The 22160-nt window shown below is 74.5% G+C and carries 23 protein-coding genes and 1 riboswitch; of the genes, 11 read left to right on the top strand and 12 right to left on the bottom strand.

All coding sequences use genetic code 11. The annotated features are described in order from the left end of the window. Nucleotides 1–9: 9 nt before the first annotated feature. Genes ACWAT2_RS00765 through ACWAT2_RS00750 form a run of 4 tightly spaced genes read right to left on the bottom strand, consistent with a single transcriptional unit; the run spans nucleotide 10 to nucleotide 2763 of the window. Nucleotides 10–303 carry a twin-arginine translocase TatA/TatE family subunit gene (locus ACWAT2_RS00765; RefSeq protein ID WP_402371865.1) on the bottom strand — a complete coding sequence of 98 codons (294 nt, stop codon included), beginning with the start codon at nucleotides 301–303 and terminating at the stop codon, nucleotides 10–12. 46 nt (nucleotides 304–349) lie between these two features. Beyond that, entirely contained in the window at nucleotides 350–724 is a 375-nt protein-coding gene (locus ACWAT2_RS00760) for a hypothetical protein (protein WP_402371867.1), read from the bottom strand. Between the two features lie 4 nt (nucleotides 725–728). Next, nucleotides 729–1715, bottom strand: a complete 987-nt coding sequence (locus tag ACWAT2_RS00755; protein WP_402371869.1) for a helix-turn-helix transcriptional regulator — start codon at nucleotides 1713–1715, stop codon at nucleotides 729–731. Next, nucleotides 1708–2763 (bottom strand): helix-turn-helix transcriptional regulator, encoded by a 1056-nt coding sequence (locus ACWAT2_RS00750; RefSeq protein ID WP_402371870.1) that lies wholly within the window; start codon nucleotides 2761–2763, stop codon nucleotides 1708–1710. The genes ACWAT2_RS00755 and ACWAT2_RS00750 overlap by 8 nt, the downstream gene beginning before the upstream one ends. 35 nt (nucleotides 2764–2798) lie before the next feature. On the opposite strand from ACWAT2_RS00750, the gene ACWAT2_RS00745 reads away from it, so the two are divergent. The 7 genes from ACWAT2_RS00745 to ACWAT2_RS00715 all read left to right on the top strand — a co-directional run bounded on the left by ACWAT2_RS00745 (nucleotide 2799) and on the right by ACWAT2_RS00715 (nucleotide 8941). Continuing rightward, the gene (locus tag ACWAT2_RS00745; protein WP_402371872.1) at nucleotides 2799–3995 is read left to right on the top strand and encodes a DUF3866 family protein; all 1197 of its coding nucleotides are present in this window, start codon (nucleotides 2799–2801) and stop codon (nucleotides 3993–3995) included. After that, the gene (locus ACWAT2_RS00740; protein WP_402371873.1) at nucleotides 3992–4705 is read left to right on the top strand and encodes a DUF4129 domain-containing protein; all 714 of its coding nucleotides are present in this window, start codon (nucleotides 3992–3994) and stop codon (nucleotides 4703–4705) included. Before ACWAT2_RS00745 ends, ACWAT2_RS00740 begins: the two co-directional genes overlap by 4 nt. After that, on the top strand, nucleotides 4702–5181 hold the full coding sequence (locus tag ACWAT2_RS00735; RefSeq protein ID WP_402371874.1) for a hypothetical protein: 480 nt from the start codon (nucleotides 4702–4704) through the stop codon (nucleotides 5179–5181). Before ACWAT2_RS00740 ends, ACWAT2_RS00735 begins: the two co-directional genes overlap by 4 nt. Next, on the top strand, nucleotides 5178–6161 hold the full coding sequence (locus ACWAT2_RS00730; RefSeq protein ID WP_402371876.1) for an AAA family ATPase: 984 nt from the start codon (nucleotides 5178–5180) through the stop codon (nucleotides 6159–6161). The genes ACWAT2_RS00735 and ACWAT2_RS00730 overlap by 4 nt, the downstream gene beginning before the upstream one ends. Continuing rightward, nucleotides 6158–7537, top strand: coding sequence for a DUF58 domain-containing protein (locus ACWAT2_RS00725; RefSeq protein ID WP_402371877.1), 1380 nt, complete (start codon nucleotides 6158–6160; stop codon nucleotides 7535–7537). Before ACWAT2_RS00730 ends, ACWAT2_RS00725 begins: the two co-directional genes overlap by 4 nt. A 173-nt stretch (nucleotides 7538–7710) precedes the next feature. Next, a complete protein-coding gene (locus tag ACWAT2_RS00720; protein WP_402371878.1) occupies nucleotides 7711–8268 on the top strand; it encodes a hypothetical protein in 558 nt (185 codons plus the stop codon). A 4-nt stretch (nucleotides 8269–8272) separates the two neighbouring features. Next, on the top strand, nucleotides 8273–8941 hold the full coding sequence (locus ACWAT2_RS00715; RefSeq protein ID WP_402371879.1) for a GNAT family N-acetyltransferase: 669 nt from the start codon (nucleotides 8273–8275) through the stop codon (nucleotides 8939–8941). A gap of 71 nt (nucleotides 8942–9012) precedes the next feature. On the opposite strand, the gene ACWAT2_RS00710 is transcribed toward ACWAT2_RS00715, so the two are convergent. Further along, nucleotides 9013–9687 (bottom strand): hypothetical protein, encoded by a 675-nt coding sequence (locus tag ACWAT2_RS00710; protein WP_402371880.1) that lies wholly within the window; start codon nucleotides 9685–9687, stop codon nucleotides 9013–9015. A gap of 74 nt (nucleotides 9688–9761) precedes the next feature. Between ACWAT2_RS00710 and ACWAT2_RS00705 the strand changes: the two genes are divergently transcribed. Next, nucleotides 9762–10415 (top strand): IMPACT family protein, encoded by a 654-nt coding sequence (locus tag ACWAT2_RS00705; RefSeq protein WP_402371881.1) that lies wholly within the window; start codon nucleotides 9762–9764, stop codon nucleotides 10413–10415. 3 nt (nucleotides 10416–10418) lie between these two features. Here the strand turns inward: ACWAT2_RS00705 and ACWAT2_RS00700 are convergent, their stop codons facing one another. The 3 genes from ACWAT2_RS00700 to ACWAT2_RS00690 all read right to left on the bottom strand — a co-directional run bounded on the left by ACWAT2_RS00700 (nucleotide 10419) and on the right by ACWAT2_RS00690 (nucleotide 13539). Continuing rightward, complete coding sequence (locus ACWAT2_RS00700; protein WP_402371882.1) at nucleotides 10419–11825, bottom strand: UTP--glucose-1-phosphate uridylyltransferase; 1407 nt, start codon at nucleotides 11823–11825, stop codon at nucleotides 10419–10421. A gap of 72 nt (nucleotides 11826–11897) precedes the next feature. Continuing rightward, nucleotides 11898–12518 (bottom strand): L-threonylcarbamoyladenylate synthase, encoded by a 621-nt coding sequence (locus tag ACWAT2_RS00695; protein ID WP_402371884.1) that lies wholly within the window; start codon nucleotides 12516–12518, stop codon nucleotides 11898–11900. Nucleotides 12519–12555: 37 nt separating this feature from the next. Then, complete coding sequence (locus tag ACWAT2_RS00690) at nucleotides 12556–13539, bottom strand: threonine ammonia-lyase (RefSeq protein WP_402371885.1); 984 nt, start codon at nucleotides 13537–13539, stop codon at nucleotides 12556–12558. Between the two features lie 95 nt (nucleotides 13540–13634). Between ACWAT2_RS00690 and ACWAT2_RS00685 the strand changes: the two genes are divergently transcribed. Continuing rightward, complete coding sequence (locus ACWAT2_RS00685; RefSeq protein ID WP_402371886.1) at nucleotides 13635–14573, top strand: LysR family transcriptional regulator; 939 nt, start codon at nucleotides 13635–13637, stop codon at nucleotides 14571–14573. Nucleotides 14574–14609: 36 nt separating this feature from the next. Here the strand turns inward: ACWAT2_RS00685 and ACWAT2_RS00680 are convergent, their stop codons facing one another. The 3 genes from ACWAT2_RS00680 to ACWAT2_RS00670 all read right to left on the bottom strand — a co-directional run bounded on the left by ACWAT2_RS00680 (nucleotide 14610) and on the right by ACWAT2_RS00670 (nucleotide 18956). After that, nucleotides 14610–15212 (bottom strand): QsdR family transcriptional regulator, encoded by a 603-nt coding sequence (locus ACWAT2_RS00680; protein ID WP_402371888.1) that lies wholly within the window; start codon nucleotides 15210–15212, stop codon nucleotides 14610–14612. Nucleotides 15213–15276: 64 nt separating this feature from the next. Next, nucleotides 15277–17115 carry an ABC transporter ATP-binding protein gene (locus ACWAT2_RS00675; RefSeq protein ID WP_402371889.1) on the bottom strand — a complete coding sequence of 613 codons (1839 nt, stop codon included), beginning with the start codon at nucleotides 17113–17115 and terminating at the stop codon, nucleotides 15277–15279. Then, complete coding sequence (locus tag ACWAT2_RS00670; RefSeq protein WP_402371890.1) at nucleotides 17112–18956, bottom strand: ABC transporter ATP-binding protein; 1845 nt, start codon at nucleotides 18954–18956, stop codon at nucleotides 17112–17114. The genes ACWAT2_RS00675 and ACWAT2_RS00670 overlap by 4 nt, the downstream gene beginning before the upstream one ends. A 54-nt stretch (nucleotides 18957–19010) precedes the next feature. Here ACWAT2_RS00670 and ACWAT2_RS00665 point away from each other — a divergent pair, with 54 nt between their 5' ends. Next, entirely contained in the window at nucleotides 19011–19625 is a 615-nt protein-coding gene (locus tag ACWAT2_RS00665; protein ID WP_402371891.1) for a class I SAM-dependent methyltransferase, read from the top strand. A gap of 54 nt (nucleotides 19626–19679) precedes the next feature. Next, the gene (locus tag ACWAT2_RS00660; protein WP_402371892.1) at nucleotides 19680–21071 is read left to right on the top strand and encodes a hypothetical protein; all 1392 of its coding nucleotides are present in this window, start codon (nucleotides 19680–19682) and stop codon (nucleotides 21069–21071) included. A gap of 75 nt (nucleotides 21072–21146) precedes the next feature. Here the strand turns inward: ACWAT2_RS00660 and thiD are convergent, their stop codons facing one another. Then, nucleotides 21147–22022: a bifunctional hydroxymethylpyrimidine kinase/phosphomethylpyrimidine kinase gene (gene thiD / locus ACWAT2_RS00655; protein ID WP_402371894.1), complete on the bottom strand. Its 876-nt coding sequence runs from the start codon at nucleotides 22020–22022 to the stop codon at nucleotides 21147–21149. Next, a riboswitch (TPP riboswitch) is annotated at nucleotides 22014–22108 on the bottom strand. Its footprint overlaps the gene before it by 9 nt. Nucleotides 22109–22160 lie beyond the last annotated feature (52 nt).

The raw sequence follows: 22160 nt of genomic DNA, 5'->3' as shown, positions 1-22160 counted from the left end.
GTGGACCCCTCAGGCGTTCCGGTGCTCGCCCGAGCCGGGAACCGGGTCGCTCGCGCTGGTGGTGGAGGCCCGCGAGGCCGCCGTGGTGGTGCTGTCCGTGCCGGTGCCCGTCCCGCCCTGCTCGGGGGTGCTGCGCCCCGGCTCGTCCTCGTCGTCGTCCCGCAGCTCACGCACCTCCTTCTTGAAGATCTTCAGGGAGGAACCGACGCTCCTGGCGACGTCCGGCAGACGTCGCGCACCGAAGAGCACCACGACGAGCAGGATGAGCGTGATGATGACGGCGGGGTTTCGGAAGATACCCACGGACTTCAACTCCCAAGCGTTCGGTGCGGGCCATGCAGGCGCCCGATCAGTCTATGCCCACCTCGCGCGGCGGTGGAACCGCACGGCGACGTTCCAGCCAGGTGCCGGAACGCCAGACCTGCCAGGTGGCGCTCTGGCGGGCGCGGCGCTCGCCGCGGCGTCGGGCCCGGGCACGACGGCGTCCCTCGACGCGTGCGTGCAGGCTCGCGGGCGGGTCGAACATCGTCGCGGAGGTGTCGGCCCGCTGCGCCTCGGCCCGCGCGACGGCGTCGGAGACCCGCTCGGAGGCGTCGCCGAACGTCCGGCCCGCGGCGGCCGCCTCGCGCAGCAGCGCCAGCCCTGATCGCACCACGCCCCAGGCGATCCAGCCCAGGAACGCCAGTGCGCACACCACGAGCAGAACCCATCCCCAACCTGGCATGCGCTCAGCCTAGCTCCGGCAGGTCGTCGGAGGCGGCGAGGGCCTCACGGGCCGCGCCGGCCACGTCCGCGGCGACGTCGCGCGGCTCCACGGCCAGGACGTCCGGCGCGTTCGTCAGCAGCAGTCGGCGCAGCCACGCCGGGTTCGTCACCCGCAGCCGCACCTCGAACGAGCCGTCGGGCAGATCGGTGACCGACTCGACCGGCACCTCCTCGGCGACCCAGCGGGCGGGCGAGGCCAGCCGCAGCACCGCCACCTGGGCCGACTGCCCCGCCTCGGCCGCCACGTGGGCGAACACGTCCACGTCGCCGTCCACGTCGCGAACCTGCACCGCCTCGCCCGTCGGCACGGCCGCCAGCACCCGATCGACCCGGAACGTGCGCCGACCCACCGCCCGGTAGCACCAGCCCACCAGGTAGGTCGCGTCGTCCTGCGTCACCAGGCGTACCGGGTCGACGTCACGCTCGCTGACGGTGTCCGCCGCGTCGACGTACCGCAGCCGCACCCGCCGGCCCGCCGCGACCGCGTGCGCCAGGACCCCCAGCAGCCGCGCGTCCCCCACGCCGCCCAGGCGCACGTCCACCGCCTGGGCCGCCTCTCCCGTGGCCGCCGTCAGCTTGTCCAGCGCCGAGGCCACCACCGCGGCACGCTCCGTGTCCGCCTGCACCGCCGGGGTGGTGTGCATCGCCCGCAGCGCCGCCACCAGCGCCACCGCCTCGCGCGTGCCCAGCCGCAGCGGCCGCGTCAGACCGCGGCCCTGGGTCAGCGAGACCAGGCCCTCCTCCAGGGAGTAGGCGTCGAAGTCGATCAGGTCGTCCGGCATGTACCCCGGCGTGCCAGAGACCCACAGCGCGTCGATGTCCTGACGGATGCGTTCCGACGTCACGCCGAACTGCCGTGCGAGCTCGTCCACGCCTACCGGCCCGGCCCCGTCCAGGTAGGCCACGATGCCCAGCAGCCGTACCAGCCGGTCGTCCGCCCGCTCAGCCATGACGCTCCCCCGCCCGGTCCGTGGAGCCGGTCTCGGCCCCGTCCAGGCTCCTACCGTCCAGGCCCGCCGCGGCCGTCAACCGGCGCCGCACCTCCGCGCGCAGCTCGGCCGGCTCCAGGGCCACCACCGCCGCGCCGTAACCGGCGACCTCGTCCGCCAGAGCCGTCATCGACCGGAACCGCACCGCCACGACGTCACGGCCCTGCGGCGCTCGCGGCACCGCTCCGGCCGGCTCGCCGGCGCGCGCTCGCAACGCGGGGGCGCGCTCGGGCACGACGGCGAGCAGCGCCGTGCGCTCCGCCCCGACGTGCGCGCCCAGCGCGGCGTCGACGTCGACGCGGTCGGGGATGGTGAACGCACCGGGCGCGGCGCCCACGCGGACCCGGCCGTCGATGCGGGACAGCCGGAACACCCTGGTGGCCTCCCGGTCCCGGTCGTGACCGATGACGTACCAGGCGCCACCGCGGGCGGCGATCCGCCACGGCTCGACCGTGCGCGTGCGCACCTGACCGGTGTTCGCCGCGCGGTAGCGGAACGTGGCCACCCGGCGCTCCGAGACCGCCTCGAGCAGCGGACCGTAGGCGTCGCCCGCGGCCCGCAGCCGTGGCGTCAGCCCGGCGACCGCGTCGCCCGCGGCGTCCGCCGCCCCGGCGGCCGCCAGCTTCGTCATCGCGCGAGACATGTCCGTGCGCAGGGTCTTGTCCGACCACAGCTGTGCCGCCAGGGAGACCACGCCCAGCTCCGCCGGGGTCAGGTCGACCGGGGGCAGCGCGTAGGCCTCGTTGTCGATCCGGTAGCCGACCTCCTCGCTGTGCCCGGAGCCCTCGACCGTGACGATCGGCACACCGAGCGCACGCAACGTGTCCTTGTCACGCTCGAACATCCGCTCGAACGCCTCCGTGGAGGGAGCGCCGTCGTATCCGTGCACGCCCGAGCGCACCTGCTGCTTCGTCATGGCCGCCGAGGTGTTCACCAGGGCGATGACGAGGTTCAGCAGACGCTCGTCCGGTCGGGTCGGCGGGTCGCCCGCCGCGTCATCACCTGCCATCGGCCACCACGGTAGTCCCAGGTACGCTTCCACGGGTGACGACAGGGCCGACCCACCGACGAACTGCCGCCGACCACGTGACCTGGCGCACCGGCACAGTGACCGCCCGCGGCCGTACCTGGCCCGGCGCGCGCGAGCTCACCGTCCGGCTCGGCGAACCGCTGCCCGCCCCCGACGGCCACGCCGGGACCAGCGAGATCCGCGCCCTGGCCTACACCGGCCTCGTCGGAGACCCCGACGTCGGCGACCGGCTCGCGCTGAACGTCTCGGCGCTCGCCCGCGGCCTCGGCACCGGCGGGTACGGCCTCGTCGTGGCTCCCGCGGACCCCCGCGCCGTCCCGGCCGACCCGCCCCCCGGACCCGGCCACCTCGTCAAGGCCCGCTACACGCCGCTGCAGGCGATGGTGCTCGGCGTGGACGAGCAGGAGTCCGAGCATCACGGCGTGCTGCGTGACGCCGACGACCTGGCCGCCACACCCGTCATCGTCGCCGACCTGCACTCCGCCGTCCCCGCGATCATCGCCGGAGCCCGGCACGCCGCGGAGCTCGCCGGCACCCCGGCGCCACGGGTCGCCTACGTCATGACCGACGGCGGTGCGCTGCCCGCCGCGTTCTCGCGCACCGTCGCCGCGCTGCGCGAGCACGGCTGGCTCGAGTCCACCATCACCGTCGGCCAGGCGTTCGGCGGCGACCACGAGGCCGTCACCGTGCACACCGGTCTGCTCGCCGCGCACCACGTCCTCGGTGCCGACCTCGTCGTCGTGGCGCAAGGCCCGGGCAACCTCGGCACCGGGACCCGCTGGGGCTTCTCCGGCGTCACCGCCGGCGAGGCGGTCAACGCCGCCGCCACCCTTGCCGGCCGGCCCGTCGCCTCCCTGCGGGTCTCCGGCGCCGACGCGCGCGACCGGCACCTCGGCATCTCGCACCACTCCCTGACCGCCTACGGGCGGGTGGCGCTCGCCCCCGCCGACGTCGTCGTGCCCCACCCCGAGGCCGCCCTGCAGGACCGCCCGGGCTGGGGAGCAGAACTGACCCGGCGCGTCCACGACCAGGCCGCCACGCTCGGCGCCCGGCACCGCCTCGTCGACGTCCCCGCCACCACCGAGCTTCTCGAGGCGCTCCACCGTGCCCCCGTCCGGCTGTCCACCATGGGCCGCGGCCTGGACACCGACCCCGCCGCGTTCGTCGCCGCCGCCGTCGCCGGGCAGCACGCCCACGACCTGCTCGCATGACGCCGCCCGGACGACGCACCCACCCGGCGGCCCTGCTCCTCCTCACCGGGCTCGTCGTCCTCGGCGCCGCCACCGCCACCCCCTGGCAGGTCTCCGTGCCCGCCGCCGTCCTCGAGGTGGGCCTCGGCCAGGATCCCCCGCCCGCCGAACCCTCCCCACCCGCCCCGTCGCCCCCCACCGACACCACCCCCAACGACCCCGACGACACCCTCCTGACCCTCCTCGTCGTGCTGGGATCCGTCATCATCGTGCTCCTGCTGTGGACCGCCGGCCGCAAGATCCTCGCCGCCCTGCAGGACGTCCCCCGCGACGCACCCGAACCCGACACCCTCGACACCAGTGGCGACCTCGCCACCGCCGACGCCCCCACCGTCCCGCTGCCCGAGCTCGCCGACGCCGTCACCCGAGCCCTGCAGCACCTCGACGACGTCGGCACCCCGGACGACGCCGTCGTCGCCGCCTGGATCGCCCTCGAGGACGCCGCCGCCGAGCACGGCACCACCCGCCACCCCGCCCAGACCCCCACCGAGTTCACCCAGACCATCCTGGCCACCACCCCCGCCCCACCGGCAGACGTCGCCACCCTGCGCACCCTGTACCAGCGCGCCCGCTTCACCACCCACCCCACCAGCACCGACGACGTCACCAGCGCCCGCACCGCTCTCACCCGCATCGCCCGCAGCCTCGACACCGGCGCCACCGCACCATGACCCGACATCTGCCCTGGGCCGTCGCCCTCCTGACCGCCCTCCTGCTCGCCGTGACCGGGACCCTCGACCCCGTCCACGCCCTCCTCCTGCCCACCGGCGCCCTCGCCGTCTGGCACGCCTGGACCACGCTCGACGACGGCGCCGAGTCCGCCTGGCCCGCACCACCCACCGAACAGCGCCACGGAGCGCGCCACGACGTCACCGACCTCGGCTGGGCCGCCCTGACCCGCGACGGCCACGTCTCCGCCCGCATCACCCGCCGGGTCACCGCACTCGCCCAGCACCGCCTCGCACCCCACGGCATCGACCTGACCGACCCGCGCCACCACGACGACGCCGCCGCGCTCCTCGGCGCCGACGTCCTCGACCAGATCCGCTCCCGCAGACCCCCCACACCCCGCAGCCTGCACCGCTGGCTCGACGCCATCGAACGCATCCCGACCGACGCCCGGCGAACCGGAAGGCCACCCGCATGAACCACCCCGCCACCCCGATGCCCGTCGCCGACGTCGCCGAGCACGGACACGCCGTCCTCGACGAGATCGGCACCGCCGTCGTCGGCATGCGCGACTCGCTCGAGCTGGCGCTCGCGGCCGTGCTCGCCGGGGGGCACGTGCTGTTCGAGGACGTGCCCGGTCTCGGCAAGACGCTGGCCGCCCGGTCGCTGGCCACGGCGCTCGGGCTCGACTTCGCCCGGTTGCAGTGCACGCCCGACCTGCTGCCCAGCGACGTCACCGGGTCCAGCATCTTCGACCCGGCCACCCGTGAGTTCGTGTTCCGACCCGGGCCCGTCTTCACGGGCCTGTTCCTCGCCGACGAGATCAACCGGACGGCGCCCAAGACGCAGTCCGCGCTCCTGGAGGCCATGGCGGAACGTCAGGTGTCGGCCGAGGGGGTCACCCGACCGCTGCCGCGACCGTTCCACGTCGTGGCGACGTCGAACCCGGTCGAGTACGAGGGCACCTACCCGCTCCCGGAGGCGCAGCTCGACCGGTTCATGGTGCGGCTCGCCGTCGGCTACCCGGACCGCGACCAGGAGCGCGACGTGCTGCTGCGTCGTGTCGCCCGGCGGCAGGAGGCGGCACCGGTGCGACGGGTCGTCGACGCGGAGACGGTGCTGGCCATGCAGGCGGGCGTGGAGGCCGTCGAGGTCGACCCCGACGTCGCGACCTACTGCGTCGACCTCGCCGCCGCCACCCGCGCGCACTCCGCGCTGGAGGTCGGGGCCTCGCCCCGCGGCTCGCAGAACCTGCTGCTGCTGGGACGTGCGGTCGCCGTGCTCGACGGGCGCGACCACCTGCTGCCCGAGGACGTGAAGCGGGTCGCCGTCCCCGTCCTGGCCCACCGGCTGACGCTGAACCCGACCGCGTGGGCCGCCGCGGTGCGCCCTGAGCAGGTGGTCGGCGAGCTCCTCGCGTCGGTGCCCGGGCCTGCGACCGTGGGACCCGGTCGGTGAGCTTCACGTCGAGCGAGCGGGACGGCGCACGGGAGCGCGGCCTGCGGGGCCCCGACGATCCGGTCTGGCGGCGCACGCCACACGGGGTCGCGGGAACCGTCGTCGCCGTGGTCCTGCTCGCGGTCGGTCTGGTGACGGGTCGAGCGGACGTCGCGCTGGTGGGTGTTCCTCTGCTGCTCGGGGTGGCATGGAGCGGTGCGCCTGGCGCGCTGACGGGTCGCACGCCCGAGCGACCCACGCGGCACGCCATCTCGACGGCCGACGAGACGGCCGCTCCGGGCGAGCTGACAGCGGTGCTCGCGATCGACCCTCCCGCTGGGGTCGAGGTCGTGCACTCCCGGGTGGCGGCGCCGGGCCACCGCACGCTGGACGTCCTGCTCGCACCGGGTCGCCGCGAGCTCGAGCTCGGCCTCGCGTCGGTGCGCACGGGACCGCAGCCCACGTTCGTCGTCGACGTCCGAGGTCATGGAGCAGGGGGCGCGACGGCGGAGGACGTCGAGCGCTCGACGGCACCGGACCGGCTCGTCCTGCCCGCCGCGATGCCGCTGGGGCGTGTGCCGCTCCCGTCACGTCTGCGTGGGCTGACCGGTCCGCACACCTCCCCGCGGCTCGGGGACGGCAGCGAGCTGCGCGACGTCCACCTGTTCACGCCGGGCGATCGGTTGCGCCGGATCGACTGGCGGACGACGGCACGCCGCTCGCCGGCCCTCGACGAGCTCTACGTCCGGCGCACCTACGCCACGGCGGAGGCCACCACGATCCTCGTGCTCGACTCACGCGACGACGTCGGGCCGGACCTGCGGACGTGGCGCGGCAACGGAGACCTGCGTGTCGACGAGCCGACCTCGCTGGACCTGGCCCGGCACGCCGCCGCCTCGGTGGCGCGGGCCGTCGTCGCGTCCGGCGACCGGGTGGGTCTCGAGGACCTGGGCCGGCGCCGACGCCCCCTGCCGCCCGCCGCGGGCCAGCGGCACCTGCGGCGGGTGCTGCACGGGCTCGCGACGAGCAGCCCCCTGGGCAGCCCGGCGCGGCGGCTGCGACCGCCTCGCCTCCCGGCCGACGCGATCGTCTACCTGTTCACCACGGCCCTGGACGACGAGTCGCTCCACATGGTGCGCACGTGGCGCGACCAGGGACACCAGGTCGTCGTCGTCGACACGCTGCCGGCAGTGCACCCCGTCCACGAGGTTCATCTGCGGCTGGCCTGGCGCGTCACCCGCATGGAGCGCGAGGACCGGCTGCGGCAGCTGACGAGCGAGGGCGTGCCGGTGGTGGCGTGGGCCGGCGACGCCCGGACCGGGGCCCCCGCCCGGTTCGAGGCGCTCGTGCGGGCTGCGGAGCAGCACCGCGCCCCGTCGGTCCGGCACCCGGGCTGACGGGGCCCGCACCGGCGTCGACGGACGGCTGCGGCGTTCCGGTCCTGGGCCCGGACGAGGCTGACACGGTCGCCCGGGCGTGGGATCCTCGGGGGCGTGCACCCGACACCGCTGCTGCAGCCTGGACGACCCGCCTCGGCCGAGACGTTCGGACGCCAGCCGGACGTCGCAGGATGAGCCTGACCGCGGAGCTCCACGACTGGGTGCGGCGACGCCGCGCCCGAGCACTGCCGGTCGTGCGGGTCGAGCACGGGCCGGCGGTACCGGGTCTCGTGCTGCGGGCGGCCGCGGCCGTCGCCGTGGCCGCACTGGTGTGGGCGGCCGCCTCGCGCACGTCGCTGATGACCGGGCTCGTGCTGACGTTGGTGGCGGGTGCGGCCCTCTGGGCGCTGCTACGCCCGGGACAGCTCCCCGCGCACGTCGCCGTCGTCCTGTCCGCCCTGCTCCTGCTGGGTTCGGCTTCCACTCCCTTCGATCCCGCTGTGCTCTGGCTCGCTCCGTTGGCCTACCTCGCGGTGCGCCTGAGCTGGTGGGCGGGTCATGTCGGGTGGCGGACGCGGGTCGAGGTGGCGGTGCTGGGGCGCAGCGGCTCGCGGGACCTCGTCGTCGCTGGCGTGACGAGCGCCGTCGGAGCGCTCGCCTGGGCGGTGTCGGGTGCTGCGCTCGCCGGCCTCGTGCTGCTCGGCGGTGGGGCGCTCCTCGCCCTGGCGTGGTGGCTGCTGCCACGATGACCCGATGAGCGAGATCACGATCCGTCCGTATCGCCCGTCAGACCGTCCCGCCGTCGCCGAGGTGTGCGTCCGGACCGCCGCGGGCGGCGGCGACGCCCGCGGCGTCTACTCCGACGACGACCTCATGCCCGAGGTGTACGCCCTGCCGTACGTCGATCACGCTCCCGACCTCGCGTTCGTCGTGGTCCGGCACGACGACGGACCCAGCGGGCCGCTGTCGGTCGACGACGGGCGACTGCTCGGCTACATCATCGCCGTGGCCGACACGGCGGAGTTCGCGGCGTGGTGGGAACGGGAGTGGACGCCGGGCTTCGTCGACCGGCACCCCGCAGCCGGTCCGCCGACGGCTGCCGACCCTGGCTACTCCGAGGACGCCCTGCTGTACGACGGCCGCGACCCGCAGCGCATGGTGCGCGGGCTGCAGCACGGAGAGCTCGAGACCCACCCGGCGCACCTGCACATCGACCTGATCCCCGAGGCGCAGGGTCGAGGCCTGGGCCGCCGGCTCGTGGACACGCTGCGTGCCGCGCTCGCCGCCCGTGGTGTCCCGGGCGTGCACCTCGGGTACGACCCGGCCAACACGTCAGCCCGGGCGTTCTACGACCGGATGGGCTTCGAGGAGCTCGCTTCGCACACCCCCACCAGGCCTCTGCTGGGCATCTCGACGGGCTGAGGCCCCGGGGCCCTCGGGGCTGGGTGGGGACCTGCCTGGTGGCCCTGTGGTGGGAGGAGGTGCTTGGCACACTATTTCTCTTCGGTCACCTCTGTACCGGGATCGGTCAGCCCTGCATCCCGCCAGGCGCGACGCACCTGCTCGAACCGGGTGGGCAGCGGCGGCCTGGTCGCCCCGTAGCGAGCGTTCGTGCGGTGGACGAACCTCCGCCAGGACAGCACCAGCCCCTGCCGCGTGATCGGCAGCCCGCTGGAGACGGTCGTGCCGTTGTCGTGCGTGTGGTGCACCGTCAGGAGCAAGGCACGGGGGACGGAGCCCTCCAGCTCGGCCGCCAGCTCGGTGCGGACCACCATCCAGTGCCTCAGGACGATCACGACCTCCCCCGGGACGCGGTGCCGGCGGAGGGTCCGGTGCTTGCCGTGACGCACGAGGACCCTCCCCTCCCCCGTCGGCCGCGCACCACCGACGCGTCCGGTCCCGTCCGGCCCCAGGTCGAGGTCCTCCGCCCGCACTCGCAGCAGGTCGCCGTACCTCGCCCCGGTCGCGCGGGTCAGCCCGGCGATCACCGCGAGGCGCACGATCTCGGGCTTGCCGTCGGGCCGCAGCGCCTCCACCGAGAGCTGGCGCCAGACCCACTCCGCCTCGTCGAGCGAGACCGTGGGTCGGGGGTAGCGTCCGACCTCTCCCACGGCAGCACTGTCGTCCGTGCTCGGTAGTCCGTCCGTCGTCTCGTGCGAGTTCGCCATGGGTCGATGATGGCGCTTGGCACACTATTTCGTCGGATGATCGATCGGCGTGTCGGCGCTCGTAGGATCGACGGATGCCCCTGCCCCGCACCCTCTCGGCGCCCGTCGACCACGATCTCGTGATCAAGCGGTCCCGCTTCCTCGCCCACGTGGCTCCCGTCGCCGACGGCACCGAGGCGGACGTGGTCGTCGCCCGTCTGCGCAAGCAGCACTGGGACGCGCGGCACCACTGCGTCGCCGTGGTGCTCGGCGTCCATGCGGACACCCAGCGCTCCTCCGACGACGGCGAACCGTCCGGCACGGCGGGCGTCCCGATGCTCGAGGTGCTGCGGCACCGTCGTACGACCGACGTCGTCGCCGTCGTCACGCGGTACTTCGGCGGGGTGCTGCTCGGCGCGGGCGGGCTCGTCCGGGCCTACTCCGGAGCCGTGACCGCGGCGCTCGACGACGCGGAGCGCCGCGGTCTGGTGATCGGGCGCCGCCACCTGGTCGAGGTGACGCTCGACGCCCCGCACGCCGAGGCCGGCCGGCTTGAGCACCTCCTGCGCGAGTGGGCCGCGCACCGGGACGCCGTCGTCGGCGAGACCGTCTACGCGGAGGTCGCGCGGCTCACCCTGCTGGTCCCGCCGGACGAGGTGGCCCGGCTGCACGACGACGTCGCGGCAGCCACCGCAGGCCGGCTCCGCCCCACCGTGGGCGCTGAGCGGGTCGTCGACGTGCCGCGGTGAGTCTCAGGCAATCCCGTCGCGGGTGATGGTGGCTCCGTCGGGGACCGTCCCCGTCCCCTCCTCCGGCTCGGGCAGCTCGGCCGCCCCCTCGGCGCGCACGCCACGACCGAAGGTCCAGTCCCCCGCGACCGAGAGACCGGTCGCCGCCCGCAGCGACGGCGGCCCGGCCGGGAACCGGGCGTCGAACGCGCCGATGGTCTTGTACGCCTTCGACAGCCGCACGAGCGGCGCCTCGACCTGCGAGACCAGCCGGTAGTCGTCGGTGAGGTCGTACACGTCCGAACGCAGCAGCAGCAGGTCGTCGGTGGTCTTGACCGGCAGGAACCGCTCGCGACCCACCTCGATCGCCGTCGCCCCCTCGAAGACCGCCACCGCGGCGCCCATCGCCGACTCGATCTGGATCACCTCGGGTGAGCTCGGGTCCGACGGGTCGACGGTCTTGGCGTTGCGGATCAGCGGCAGCTCGAGGACCCCGCCGGTGCGGTCCAGCTCGGCCGCCAGGACCTCCAGGTCGAACCACAGGTTGTTCGTGTGGAAGTAGCGGTGGCGCTCCGGGTCGAGCGAGACGTCCACGTCCTCCGGGTGCGTCTGCGCCGTCTCGCGCTGGATGATCCGACCGTCCGACCGGCGGACCACGAGCTGGCCGCCCTTGACGTCGGCCGGCGTCTTGAGGCACATCTCGGCCGCGTAGGGGGCACCGGTGCCGGCGAACCAGGCCGCGATCTCGCCGTCGGGCGCCGCACCGAGGTTGTCCGAGTTGGAGACGCAGGCGTAGCGGAAACCGGCGTCGAGGAGTGCCCGCACCACGCCGTTGGCGTGCAACGCCGGGTAGAGGTCACCGTGCCCCGGCGGGCACCACTCCAACGATGGGTCGTCCGGCCACTCGACCGGTTCCAGCGTGTCCGCCCGCAGCTTCGGCTCCCGGTTCTGCAGGAAGTCGAGCGGCAGCCCTTCCACAGCGAGGTCGCCGTACCCCGACAGGGCGGCGAGCGTGTCGTCCTGCGTGCGGAAGGAGTTCATCAGCACCAGCGGCAGCCGCGCGCCCGTGGCCTGGCGCGCGGCACGCACCTGGCCGACGATCACGTCGAGGAAGCTCAGCGACTCGCCCTCGGCCGACCGGCGTACCTCGAGCAACGACTTCGCCCGGTCCATCCCCATCGAGGTGCCGAGGCCCCCGTTGAGCTTGATGATGGCCGTCCTCGCCAGGGCCGCAGACGCATCGGCCGCGTCGATGTCGAGGTCGGCGTGCCGGGTCAGGCCCGTCAAGGGCTCGACGTCGTCCTCCCGCACGTAACCGCTCTGTCCGCCCTCCAGCAGCCGGTAGAATCGGCTGAACACGTCGACGGCGGCGGATGCCACCCCCGCACCGTGCATCTTGTCCCGGGCCAGCTCGAGTCCACGATCGCTCATGACCAGCACCCTAGCCCGATCAGGTCGCCGAACGGTGAACGGGCCGCGACGTGAGCGTGCGGCATCGGCCCCCTACTCGAACGGCGCGGGATCCCCCGCCCCGGCCCGGACGACCTCCGGGTAGCCGGCGGACCAGTCGACCACGGTGGTCGGCTCCGCCGAGACGTCCCCGGAGTCGACGATCACGTCGACCGATCGGTCCAGCGCCTCGGAGACCTGCCACGCCTCGGTGAGAGGCTCGGCGTCCCCCGGCATGATGAGCGTCGAGCTGAGCAGCGGCTCGCCGAGCTCGCTCAGCAGGGCGTGGACCACGCGCGAGTCCGGGATGCGCACGCCGACGGTCTTCTTCTTCGGGTGGGCGAGCCGGCGCGGCACCTCGGAGGTGGCCGGCAGGATGAACGTGTACGGACCGGGTATGGCCGCCTTGATCGCCCGGAAGGCCGAGTTGTCCAGCCGCACGAGCTGGCCGAGCTGGGCGAAGTCGCAGCACACCAGCGTGAAGTGGTGCTTGGCGTCCAGACGCCGGATCTGCCGGATCCGCTCGGTGCCGTCGTGCAGCCCGATGCGGCAGCCGAGGGCGTAGCCGGAGTCCGTCGGGTAGGCGACGAGCGCACCGTCCCGGAGGGCCGCCACGACCTGGCCCACCAGGCGTGGCTGCGGGTCGACGGGATGGATGTCCACGAGACGAGCCATCTCGCCAGGCTACGCCGGGACGAGGCACCCTCGCTGGTCAGGTGCTCGCCAGGGCGCGGCGCAGCTCGGCCTCGCTCGCGTTGCCACCGGAGCAGACGACGCCGGTCCGCGCGCCGGCGAACAGTGCGGGATGTGTCAGCACGGCCGCCAGGGCGGCGGCGCCCGCCCCCTCGGCCACGGTGCGGGCGGCCGTGAGGTAGGCGCGCTGAGCGCGGGTGATCGCGTCGTCGTCCACCAGCAGGAAGTCGCTCAGGTGAGCACGCAGGATCCTCTGGGTGAGGGCGAACCCGCGCCCGACGGCGAGGCCCTCGGCGCGCGTGGCGTTGGGCCGCGTGAGGAGCTCGCCGGCGCGCCACGAGTCGTGCGCGGCCGAGGACGCTGCCGCCTGCACGCCGACGACGCGGACGCGGGGAGCGACCGCTGCTGCCACGAGGCAGGCGGCACCCGCGCCGGATCCGCCACCGACAGGCACGACCAGGACGTCCAGGTCGGGCCGCTGCTGCAGCAGCTCGAGGGTCGCGGTGGCCACCCCGGCGACGAGGTCCGGCTCGTCGGCGGCGCTCACCAGGCGCGCGGAGCGGTCGGCTGCGAGCCGCTCGGCGTGCGCGCAGGCGTCCTCCAGCCGGTCGCCGTGCAGGACGACGTCCGCGCCGAGCGACCGGACGGCCCGCTCCTTGACAGGGTTCGGCGCCATCGGCATGACGATCGTGCACGGCGCACCCACGTGCCGGGCGGCGTACGCGAGCGCCTGCGCATGGTTGCCCGTGGAGTAGCCGACGATGCCGCGCCGACGGGCGTCGTCGGACATCTGCAGGAGCAGGTTGAGCGCCCCGCGCGCCTTGAACGCGCCCGTGCGCTGCAGGTTCTCGTGCTTGATGACGAGGCGCGCTCCGGACGCGCCGGCGTCGTCGGCCAGGCGGTCGAGCTCGGTGTAGGTCGATGCCGGCGTGCGCTCGACGAGACCCTCGATACGGCGCTGGGCGGCCAGGACGTCGGCGACGGTCGGCGGGGGGATATCCATGCCTCCACCATCGGTCGCGCATGATCCATCGGTCCAATGCCATCTTGTGACCTGAACCATCGCCGACGTCGATGGATGGTTCGTATCCTGGTGCGATGACGGACGTCCCGCCCCCCGCCGCCCAGCTCGACCTGACCCGGCTGCGCGTGCTGGCCGCCGTGGCCCGGACCGGGTCGGTGACGGCCGCGGCCCGCGAGCTGCACTACGCCCAGCCGTCCGTGAGCCACCACCTCGCGCGGCTCGAGACCGAGGCGGGGATCCCCCTGCTGCAGCGCGCAGGGCGCGGCGTGCGCCTCACCGAGGCCGGTCGCCTCCTCGCCGATCGTGCCGGTGAGATCATCGCCCGCGTCGAGGGGGCGCAGCGTGAGCTCGACGCGCTCGCCGGCCTGCGCGCCGGCAGGGCGCGCCTCGCCGCCTTCCCGTCGGCCCTCGCCACGATCGTGCCCGAGGCGGTCACCCGGTTGCGTCGGGACCACCCGGGGATCGGTGTCAGCCTCGTCGAAGCGGAGCCGCCGGAGGCGGTCGCGGCGCTCCAGGCCGGTGAGGTCGACGTCGCCCTCGTCTTCGAGCACTCCGACGTGCGCCACACCCGCAGCGTCGACGACCTCTCCCGCTTCCAGACCACGCGGGTGCTCGACGACACGGTGCACCTCGTCACGGCGCACGGCGGGCGGGGGCCGGCCGGGGGCTCCGGCCGCACGGGAAGCGCACTGCTGCGCGCCCACGAGGACGACGCCTGGATCGCCGGCTGCGAACGATGTCGTGCGGACCTCGTCGCACGGTGTGCCGTGGCCGGGTTCGCCCCCCGGTTGGCCTTCGAGACCGACGACTACGTCGCCGTGCAGGCGCTCGTCGCGGCCGGCGCAGGCGTGAGCCTGCTGCCCGGTCTCGCTCTGCGCGCGCACCGCAACCCTGACGTGGTCACCGTTCCGCTGCCGGGCGCCGGGCGGTCGGTGCTCGCGCTCACCGTGGGCGCACCCACTCCCCCGGCGGCCGCACTGGTGGAGCGACTGGTCGCGACCGGCCGCTCCTGACCCGTTCCGGACGGTCTGGGATCTCAGCGACCGGCCCTAGTCCATCGGCAGGACCGTCCGGCGCAGGTGCTCGCCGAGCCGTCTGTCCGGCTCGATCCCCGCGAGCATCGAGCCGAAGAGGACCGACTCCCCGATCCGGACGAAGGCGAACGCCGTCTCGGCCACCGAGAACTGCAGCGGGCCCAGGTCGCCGGTCTCCTGCTCCCGGCGGATGAGCTCCGCCCACGCCTCGACGTTGCGGACGTGGACCCGGGCGGTCGCGCCGAACAGCACCCGGGTCGCGTCCACGGGATCGACGGCCAGATACTTCTGCAACGGCTCGTAGAGGCCGACCTCGTCGTCGAAACGCTGCGCGACCGCCAGGAGGCGGTCGACGCCGCCCATCGCCGCGTCGTCGGCGTCGTGGCGCGCCCGGTCGAGGGTCCGTGCCGCGAGCTGCCACAGCACGTCGCCCAGCAGGCGGTCGCGACTGCCGACGACCCGGTACAGCGTCGCCCTGCTCACCCACAGGTCCTCGGTGAGCTGGTCCATCGCCAGCCCGCCGGATGCCACGAACCGCCGGCGGGCGGCGCGCAGCGCGACCGGGTAGGTGATGACGCGGCCCCGGGTACCGCTGTCTCGCTCTCGGACGTCGACCACGATGTCGCACCTCTCCTGTCGCCGGACCGTCAGCATACCGTCCGGTCGGTCGGCCGCAAGGAGGTCAGACGACCGAGTCCCGCCACGCGGCATCCAGCGCCGCGAACCGCCCCTGCTGCATCACCAGTTCCTGCGGCGTGCCGTCCTCGACGACGCGACCGCCCTCCATCACGAGCACGCGGTCCGCGATCGCGACCGTCGAGAGCCGGTGGGCGATGATGATCGCCGTCCGGTCGGCGAGCAGCGTCTGGAGGCCGGCCTGCACCAACCGCTCCCCCGGGACGTCGAGCGAGCTCGTCGCCTCGTCCAGCACCAGGACCGCCGGGTCGGCGAGGAAGGCGCGGGCAAAGCTGAGCAGCTGGCGCTGCCCCGACGAGACCCGACCGCCCCGCTTGTTCACCTCGGTGCCGTACCCGTCGGGCAGACCGGTCACGAAGTCGTGCACCCCGACCGCCCGAGCCGCCGCCTCGATCTGCTCGTCGGTGGCGTCCGGGCGACCCAGAGCGATGTTCTCGCGCACCGTGCCGCTGAAGAGGTACGCCTCCTGCGTCACCATCACCACCGCACGCCGCAGGTCCCGGGTGGACAGGTCGCGCACGTCCACACCGTCGAGGAGCACCCGCCCCTCGCTCGCGTCGTAGAACCGGGTGACGAGCTTGGCCAGCGTCGACTTGCCCGCCCCGGTCGAGCCGACGAGCGCGACCGTCTGCCCAGCCGGGATCGTCAGGTCGAGCTCGGGGAGCACCACCGGGCCCTTGCCGTAGCCGAACGTGACGTCCTCGAGCCGCAGCTCGCCGCGAGCCCTGCGCAACGGCGTCGGGCGCTGCGGCTCGACCACCGTCGGTTCCTCCGCGAGCAGCCCGGACACCTTCTCGAGCGCGGCCACCGCGGACTGCAGCGCGTTGTAGAACATGCCGAGCTGTTGGATCGGCTGGAAGAAGCGCTTGACGTACAGCAGCACGGCGACGAGCGCACCGAGCTCGAGCTGCCCCTCGAAGACCCGCCACCCGCCGTAGGCGAGCGCTGCCGCCACGGTGACGTTGCCGATCAGCACGAGCCCTGGCTGGTAGCGGCCGTTGACGCCGAAGATGCGCAGGTTCGCGTCGCGGTACTCCTCGCCGAGCCGTGCGTACTCGGCCTGGGTGGTGGGCTCGCGCCGGAACGCCTGCACCGCCCGCATCCCCGTCATGGTCTCGACGAACTTCACGATGAGCCGTGCCGACGCGCCGCGCTGCTCGCGGTAGTGGAGCTGCGAGCGCCGCTGGAACCAGCGGGTCAGCAACCAGGCGGGCACGAGGGCGACCGTCAGCACCAGCCCCGACCGCCAGTCGACGACGAACAGCGCCGCTCCGGTGAACACCATGAGCATCAGCGAGGACACCACGCCCGTCAGCCCGCCGTCGAAGAGCTCGCGGAGCGCCTCCAGGTCCGAGGTCTGGCGGCTGATGACGCGACCCGAGGTGTAGGACTCGTGGAACTCGAGCGAGAGCCGCTGCGTGTGCCGGAAGACCCGGCGACGCAGCTCCAGCAGCACGCTCTGCGCGACCCGGGCGGCCGCCCGGACGTAGGCGCCGGCGCAGATCCCACCCAGCACGGCGGCCGCGAGGTAGGCGCCGCCGATCGTCGCGAGCCGACCGGGGTCGCCGTCGCGCAGGGCGGGCAGCGCGGTGTCGATCCCCGCCTGGACCAGGAGGGGGCCCGCCACCTGGCCGAGCGTGCCGACGACGATCAGGAGCCCTGCCCAGGCAAGAGGTCGCCACCGGGGACGCAGCAGCTCGCCGAGGAGGCGCAGCGAACGGCGCCGCACCGCGCGCGACGTCGTCCGGTCGAGGAGGGAGGCGTCGTCGGCGTGGACGTCGCGGGGGTCCCGGCGCGGCGGCGGTGCGGTGGTCCTCGGGGTCATCGGGTCGCCTCCGTGTCGTGGTCGTGCTCTCCGCTCTTCCAGTCCGCCTCGAGCGAGGCGATGACGTAGCGGTAGTGGTCGTCGGAGGCGAGGAGCTCGCGGTGCGTGCCCACCGCCGTGATGCGGCCCTCGGACAGGACGGCGACCCGGTCCGCGAGCGCCACCGTGGACGGCCGGTGGGCGATGATGAGGCTGGTGGTGCCCTCGAGCACCTCGCGCAGCCGGGCGGTGACGGCCTCCTCGGTCGTGACGTCGAGGGCGGAGAGCGGGTCGTCGAGGACGAGCACGCGGGGCCGGGCGGCGATCGCCCGGGCGAGCGCGAGGCGTTGGCGCTGGCCGCCGGACAGCGAGAGGCCTTCCTCACCGATGCGGGTGTCGACCCCCTGGGGCAGGTCGTGGACGAAGCCGGCCTGGGCGACCTCGACGGCCTCGTGCAGCAGTCGTTCGCGCGTCTCGGACGGCAGGTCGTCGTCGACGCCGAGGAGCACGTTGTCCCGCACGGTCGCCGAGAACAGGGTCGGGTCCTCGAAGGCGACGGCGACCGCACGTCGCACGTCGTGCCGGGACAGGTCGCGCACGTCGTGGCCGTCGATCTCGACGGCGCCGGCGGTCACGTCGGCGAGCCGCGGGACCAGCAGGGCGAGGGTGGACTTGCCGGACCCGGTCAAGCCGACCAGCGCCGTCGTCGTGCCTGCCGGCAGCTCGAGGTCGACGCCGTCGAGCACGGGCGCCGGGGCGTCGGCGTACCGGAAACCGACGTCGCGCAGCACGACGCGGCCCTCACCCTCGCCGAGCTCGACAGGGTCGGCCGGGTCGGTCAGCGGGTTCGGGGTGTCGACCACCTCGAAGAACCGGTCGACGGCGGTGCGGGCGTTGAGCGTCATGGACAGCGTCATGCCCAGGTCGACCACCGGCCCGTTGATGACGGCGGCCGTGAGGAAGAACGCGACGAGGGCGCCGACGGTGACCTGGCCCTCGGCCGCGAGCCAGACGCCGAGCATCAGGCACACGGCGAGGGTGAGCTCGGGGATGAGCTGCAGCGAGGTGGTGACCGTGGCCTGGTTGCCAGCCTTGCGGATCTCCGTGCGACGCAGCTCCTCGGCCTGCCCGGAGAACGACTCGAGCGCATCCTCCCCGCGACCGAAGGCCTTGAGCACGCGGATCCCGTGCACGGACTCCTCGACGGTGTTGGCGAGGTCGCCGGACTGGTCCTGCGAGAGCCGGGCGATGACGCGGTAGCGGCGCGAGAACCGGAACGCGATGATCGTCACCGGGATGGCGCCGGCGAGGTAGACGAGGCCCAGCCAGCCGGCGGTGGCGAGCAGGAGCGCTACGCCGACGGCGATGGTGATCGTGCTGACCACGAGCTGCAGCAGACCGAAGACGAGCCACCGCCGCAGGAGTCCCAGGTCGCCCATGGAGCGGCTCAGCAGCTGGCCGCCCGACCACCGGTCGTGGAACGCGGCCGGGAGCTGCTGCAGGTGGCGGAAGAGCTCGGTGCGCAGGGCCGCCTCGACCCGCGTGCCCGGGTACATGACGAGGTTGCGGCGCAGGAGGATCAGGCCTGCCTCGGTGACCCCGAGGCCGAGGACGGCCAGCGTCGGCCAGAGGAGCGCCGTGTAGTCGTGGGCGGCGACGCCCTGTGCCAGGGGCCCCTCGACGAGGCGCTGGAGCACCCGGGGGATGGCGAGGGCCGCGAGGCCCGCCCCGAGCGACGCGACCAGACCGCCGACGAGGCGTGGTAGCGCCGGACGGACGTAGGGCAGCAGCCGCAGCACCGAGGCGACCGTGCCGAGCTGGGAGCCGGCGGGCGCGGGGCGTTCAGGAGAGTCGGGTGGCATCGCTCACATCATCCCACCGAGCACCGACATGCTTGCCCGGGGCATGATCTGCGGGTGACCCGCTTCGACCTCGCGCACTGGGATCTCTACAACGCCCGCCAGACGGGACGCGCTCCGCGGCAGCTCTGCCGCGACCTGCTCACCCGGGCCGGGGAGGGGGCGGGCCGCCAGGCCGTCGACCTCGGTGCGGGAAGCGGGGTCGAGGCCACGGCTCTCGTGCGTGCGGGCTGGCACGTGCTCGCGGTCGACCCGGCCCCGGGCACGGCCGACCTGGTGCCCCGCCTGGTGCCTCCGGCGCTGCGCGCCGGTCTCGAGGTGCGCGTGGCCACCGTCCAGGAGGCGCTCCCGCTGCCGAGCGCCCACCTCGTCCACGCCTCCTACGCGCTGCCCTTCGTCCCGCCGTCGGACTTCGCGCGCGTCTGGGAGGGCGTCCGCGGCGCCCTCGCGCCGGGCGGCTGGGTCGGCGTCACGCTCTTCGGCGAGCGCGACGAGTGGGCTACCGACCCTGCGACGGCGGACGCGCTGACCTTCCACCACGAGGAGGACGTCGGTGAGCTGATCGACGGCCTGGACGTGCTGGTGGTCGACGAGCGCGAGCACGACGGTCCCTCGTTCGGCGGCCCCAAGCACTGGCACACCTTCGAGGTCGTCGCGCGCAGGCCGGCCTGAGCCACCCGTGGCCGACCGTCCCGGCCGCTCCCGGATGCCCGTACGATTCCCGGCATGGATGGCGTGCAGCTGGTCGGTGTGGTGACGGGCTTGGTGCTGGTGGTCGTCGCAGGGTTCGCGCTCGTGCTCCGGGGCCGCCGACGGCGTCAGCGTCGGCGGGAGACCGCTGAGTCAGAGCTCGCCCGGCTGACGACGGCCGCCGGGTCGGCGCTGGTCCGCACCGACGAGCGCGCCCGTCTGGCCGAGGACGAGCTGTCCTTCGCCGTGGCCGAGCTCGGCGAGCCCGCCACCGCCGAGGCCCGACCTGCCCTCCAGCAGGCCAGGGAGCACCTGCGCGAGGCGTTCCACCTCAACCAGCTGCTGCACGACCACGTGCCGGACACCGACGCCGAGCGCCGCGAGTGGTCGGGCCGCATCGCCGAGCTGTGCCGCGCCGCCGGTGCGGCGCTCGACGACCTCGACGCCACGCTGGCGGCCCGGCGCAGCTCCGCCCGGGCCACCCCGCAGGCGATCGACCGCGTCGAGGAACGCATCGAGACGATACGGGGCGCGATCGGCCCGGCGCGTGAGGACGTCGAGCGGCTCCGCACCGACTACACGGAGCACGCGCTCGCACCCGTGGCCGACAACCCGGCCCAGGCCGGCCGCCTGCTCGACTTCGCCGCCCGGAGCGCGGCCGCCGCGCGGCGCAGGCTCACCTCCCAGCAGGTCGCCGAGGCGGCAGCGGGGACGCGCGCGGCCGAGGACGCCCTCCACCGCGCCGAGGGCCTGCTGTCCGCCGTCCATGACTTCGAGTCGGAGGCACTGCGTGCCGAGGCTGCCCTCGGCGCACTGGTCGCCGAGTCCCGCACCGAGCTCGCCCAGGCCCGCGCCATGCCGGCGACCCGCCGCGAGGGCGCCGTCGACCTCGCGGCGGACGCCCTGTCCGAGACGTTGCGGACCCTGCCCGCGCCCGGCGAGCCGACCGACCCGATCGCCACCCTGACCCGGCTCCGTGAGGCCAACACCGCCTTGGACGACGCCGTCCGTGACCGGATCGAGCGCGACGAACGCTCCCGGCGAGCAGCAGCGCAGCGCGGGCCCGCGCTCGACGACGCGGCGCGCCAGGTCGCGGCGGCACGCTCCGTCGTGGACGACTACCGCGCGCCGGTCGGCCCCGACGCCCGCACCCGGCTCGCCGCGGCCGAGCGCGAGCTCGCCGCGGCGCGGGACGTCACCGACGCCGAGGCAGCGGTCGACGGAGCGCGCCGCGCGTCCGCCCTGGCCACCGAGGCCGCCGACCTGGCACGCCGAGACGTCGCGCGTCCTGGCCCGCAGCCGTGGGAAGGACACCGTCGGCCCGCGTCCGGCCGCGCCGGCTCCGGAGCGTTCGGCGCCGTCCTGGGTGGCATGGTGCTCGGCGGCATCCTGGACGAGATCGGCGACCTCGGCGACCTGTTCGACTGACCCTCCCGTGCCGAACGTCATGGTCACGCCCGCTTTGGCCGGTGAGAACGGTCCGGACCACGACGTTCGGCGTTGCTAAGGACTCTCGACGAGCACCCCGCGCAGCGCCCAGAAGTGGTCGACCGGGCCGCAGCCGCTGCCGACCTCGAGCGCCGTTCCCGCGACGACGGCGTCCGTCAGCCAGGCCTTGGTCTCCCGCAGCGCTCGCTCCCACTCGCCGTGTCGGGCGTAGCGCGTGACCAGCCCGCTGGACAGCGAGCACCCGGTACCGTGCGTGCTGGTCGTGGGGACGCGCCGGCCCGGCAGCTCGGCGACGACGCCGCCCGGCCCGACGAGCGCGTCCGGCACCTCGTCGCCGGGCAGGTGACCGCCCTTGGCCACCACGAGCACGTCGTGCCGGGCGGCCAGCCGGGCAGCCTGACCGAGGACACCCGTCCAGGTCGTCGCGGCGGGCGTGCCCAGCAGGACGGCCAGCTCGGGGACGTTGGGCGTCACGACGTCCGCCCGGTCGAGCAGCCGGCGCACCGCGTCCTCGGCGGCGCGGTCCAGCAGACGGTCCCCCGAGGTCGCGACCATGACCGGGTCGACGACGACGGGGGGACCGTCGACTCCCGCGCCGTCGTCCAACCACCGGGTGACGACGTCGGCGACCGCCGACGACGCCAGCATCCCCACCTTGATCCCGTCGAGCGCGACGTCGGCACGCAGCGTGTCGAGCTGCGCGGCGAGGAACGACGGGGGCGGTACGTGCACGGCGCTCACCCCTCGGGTGCTCTGCGCCGTCAGCGCCGTCAGCGCAGCCATGCCGTAGCCACCGGCTGCCGCGATCGCCTTCAGGTCTGCCTGGATGCCGGCCCCCCCGGACGGGTCCGAGCCCGCGACGGACAGCACCCGCGGGACGGGGCGCGGGCGCCACGGCGATCCGTGGCGGGTGGGCAGGGTCGACGGCATGGGCGACATCCCTTCGTCAGTGCGGACTGCATCAGGTTCGACGGGTGTGATCTCAGCTCCCGGTGGGCGCACCCCGTGTCGTGGGACCACCGTAGCCTGCCGCCACCACGGCCTGAGACGGTGTCTCGGGGTCGCGCC

It is taken from the genome of Isoptericola sp. GX10416 (assembly GCF_056590155.1).
This window is presented reverse-complemented; position numbering and strand designations above follow the sequence as displayed.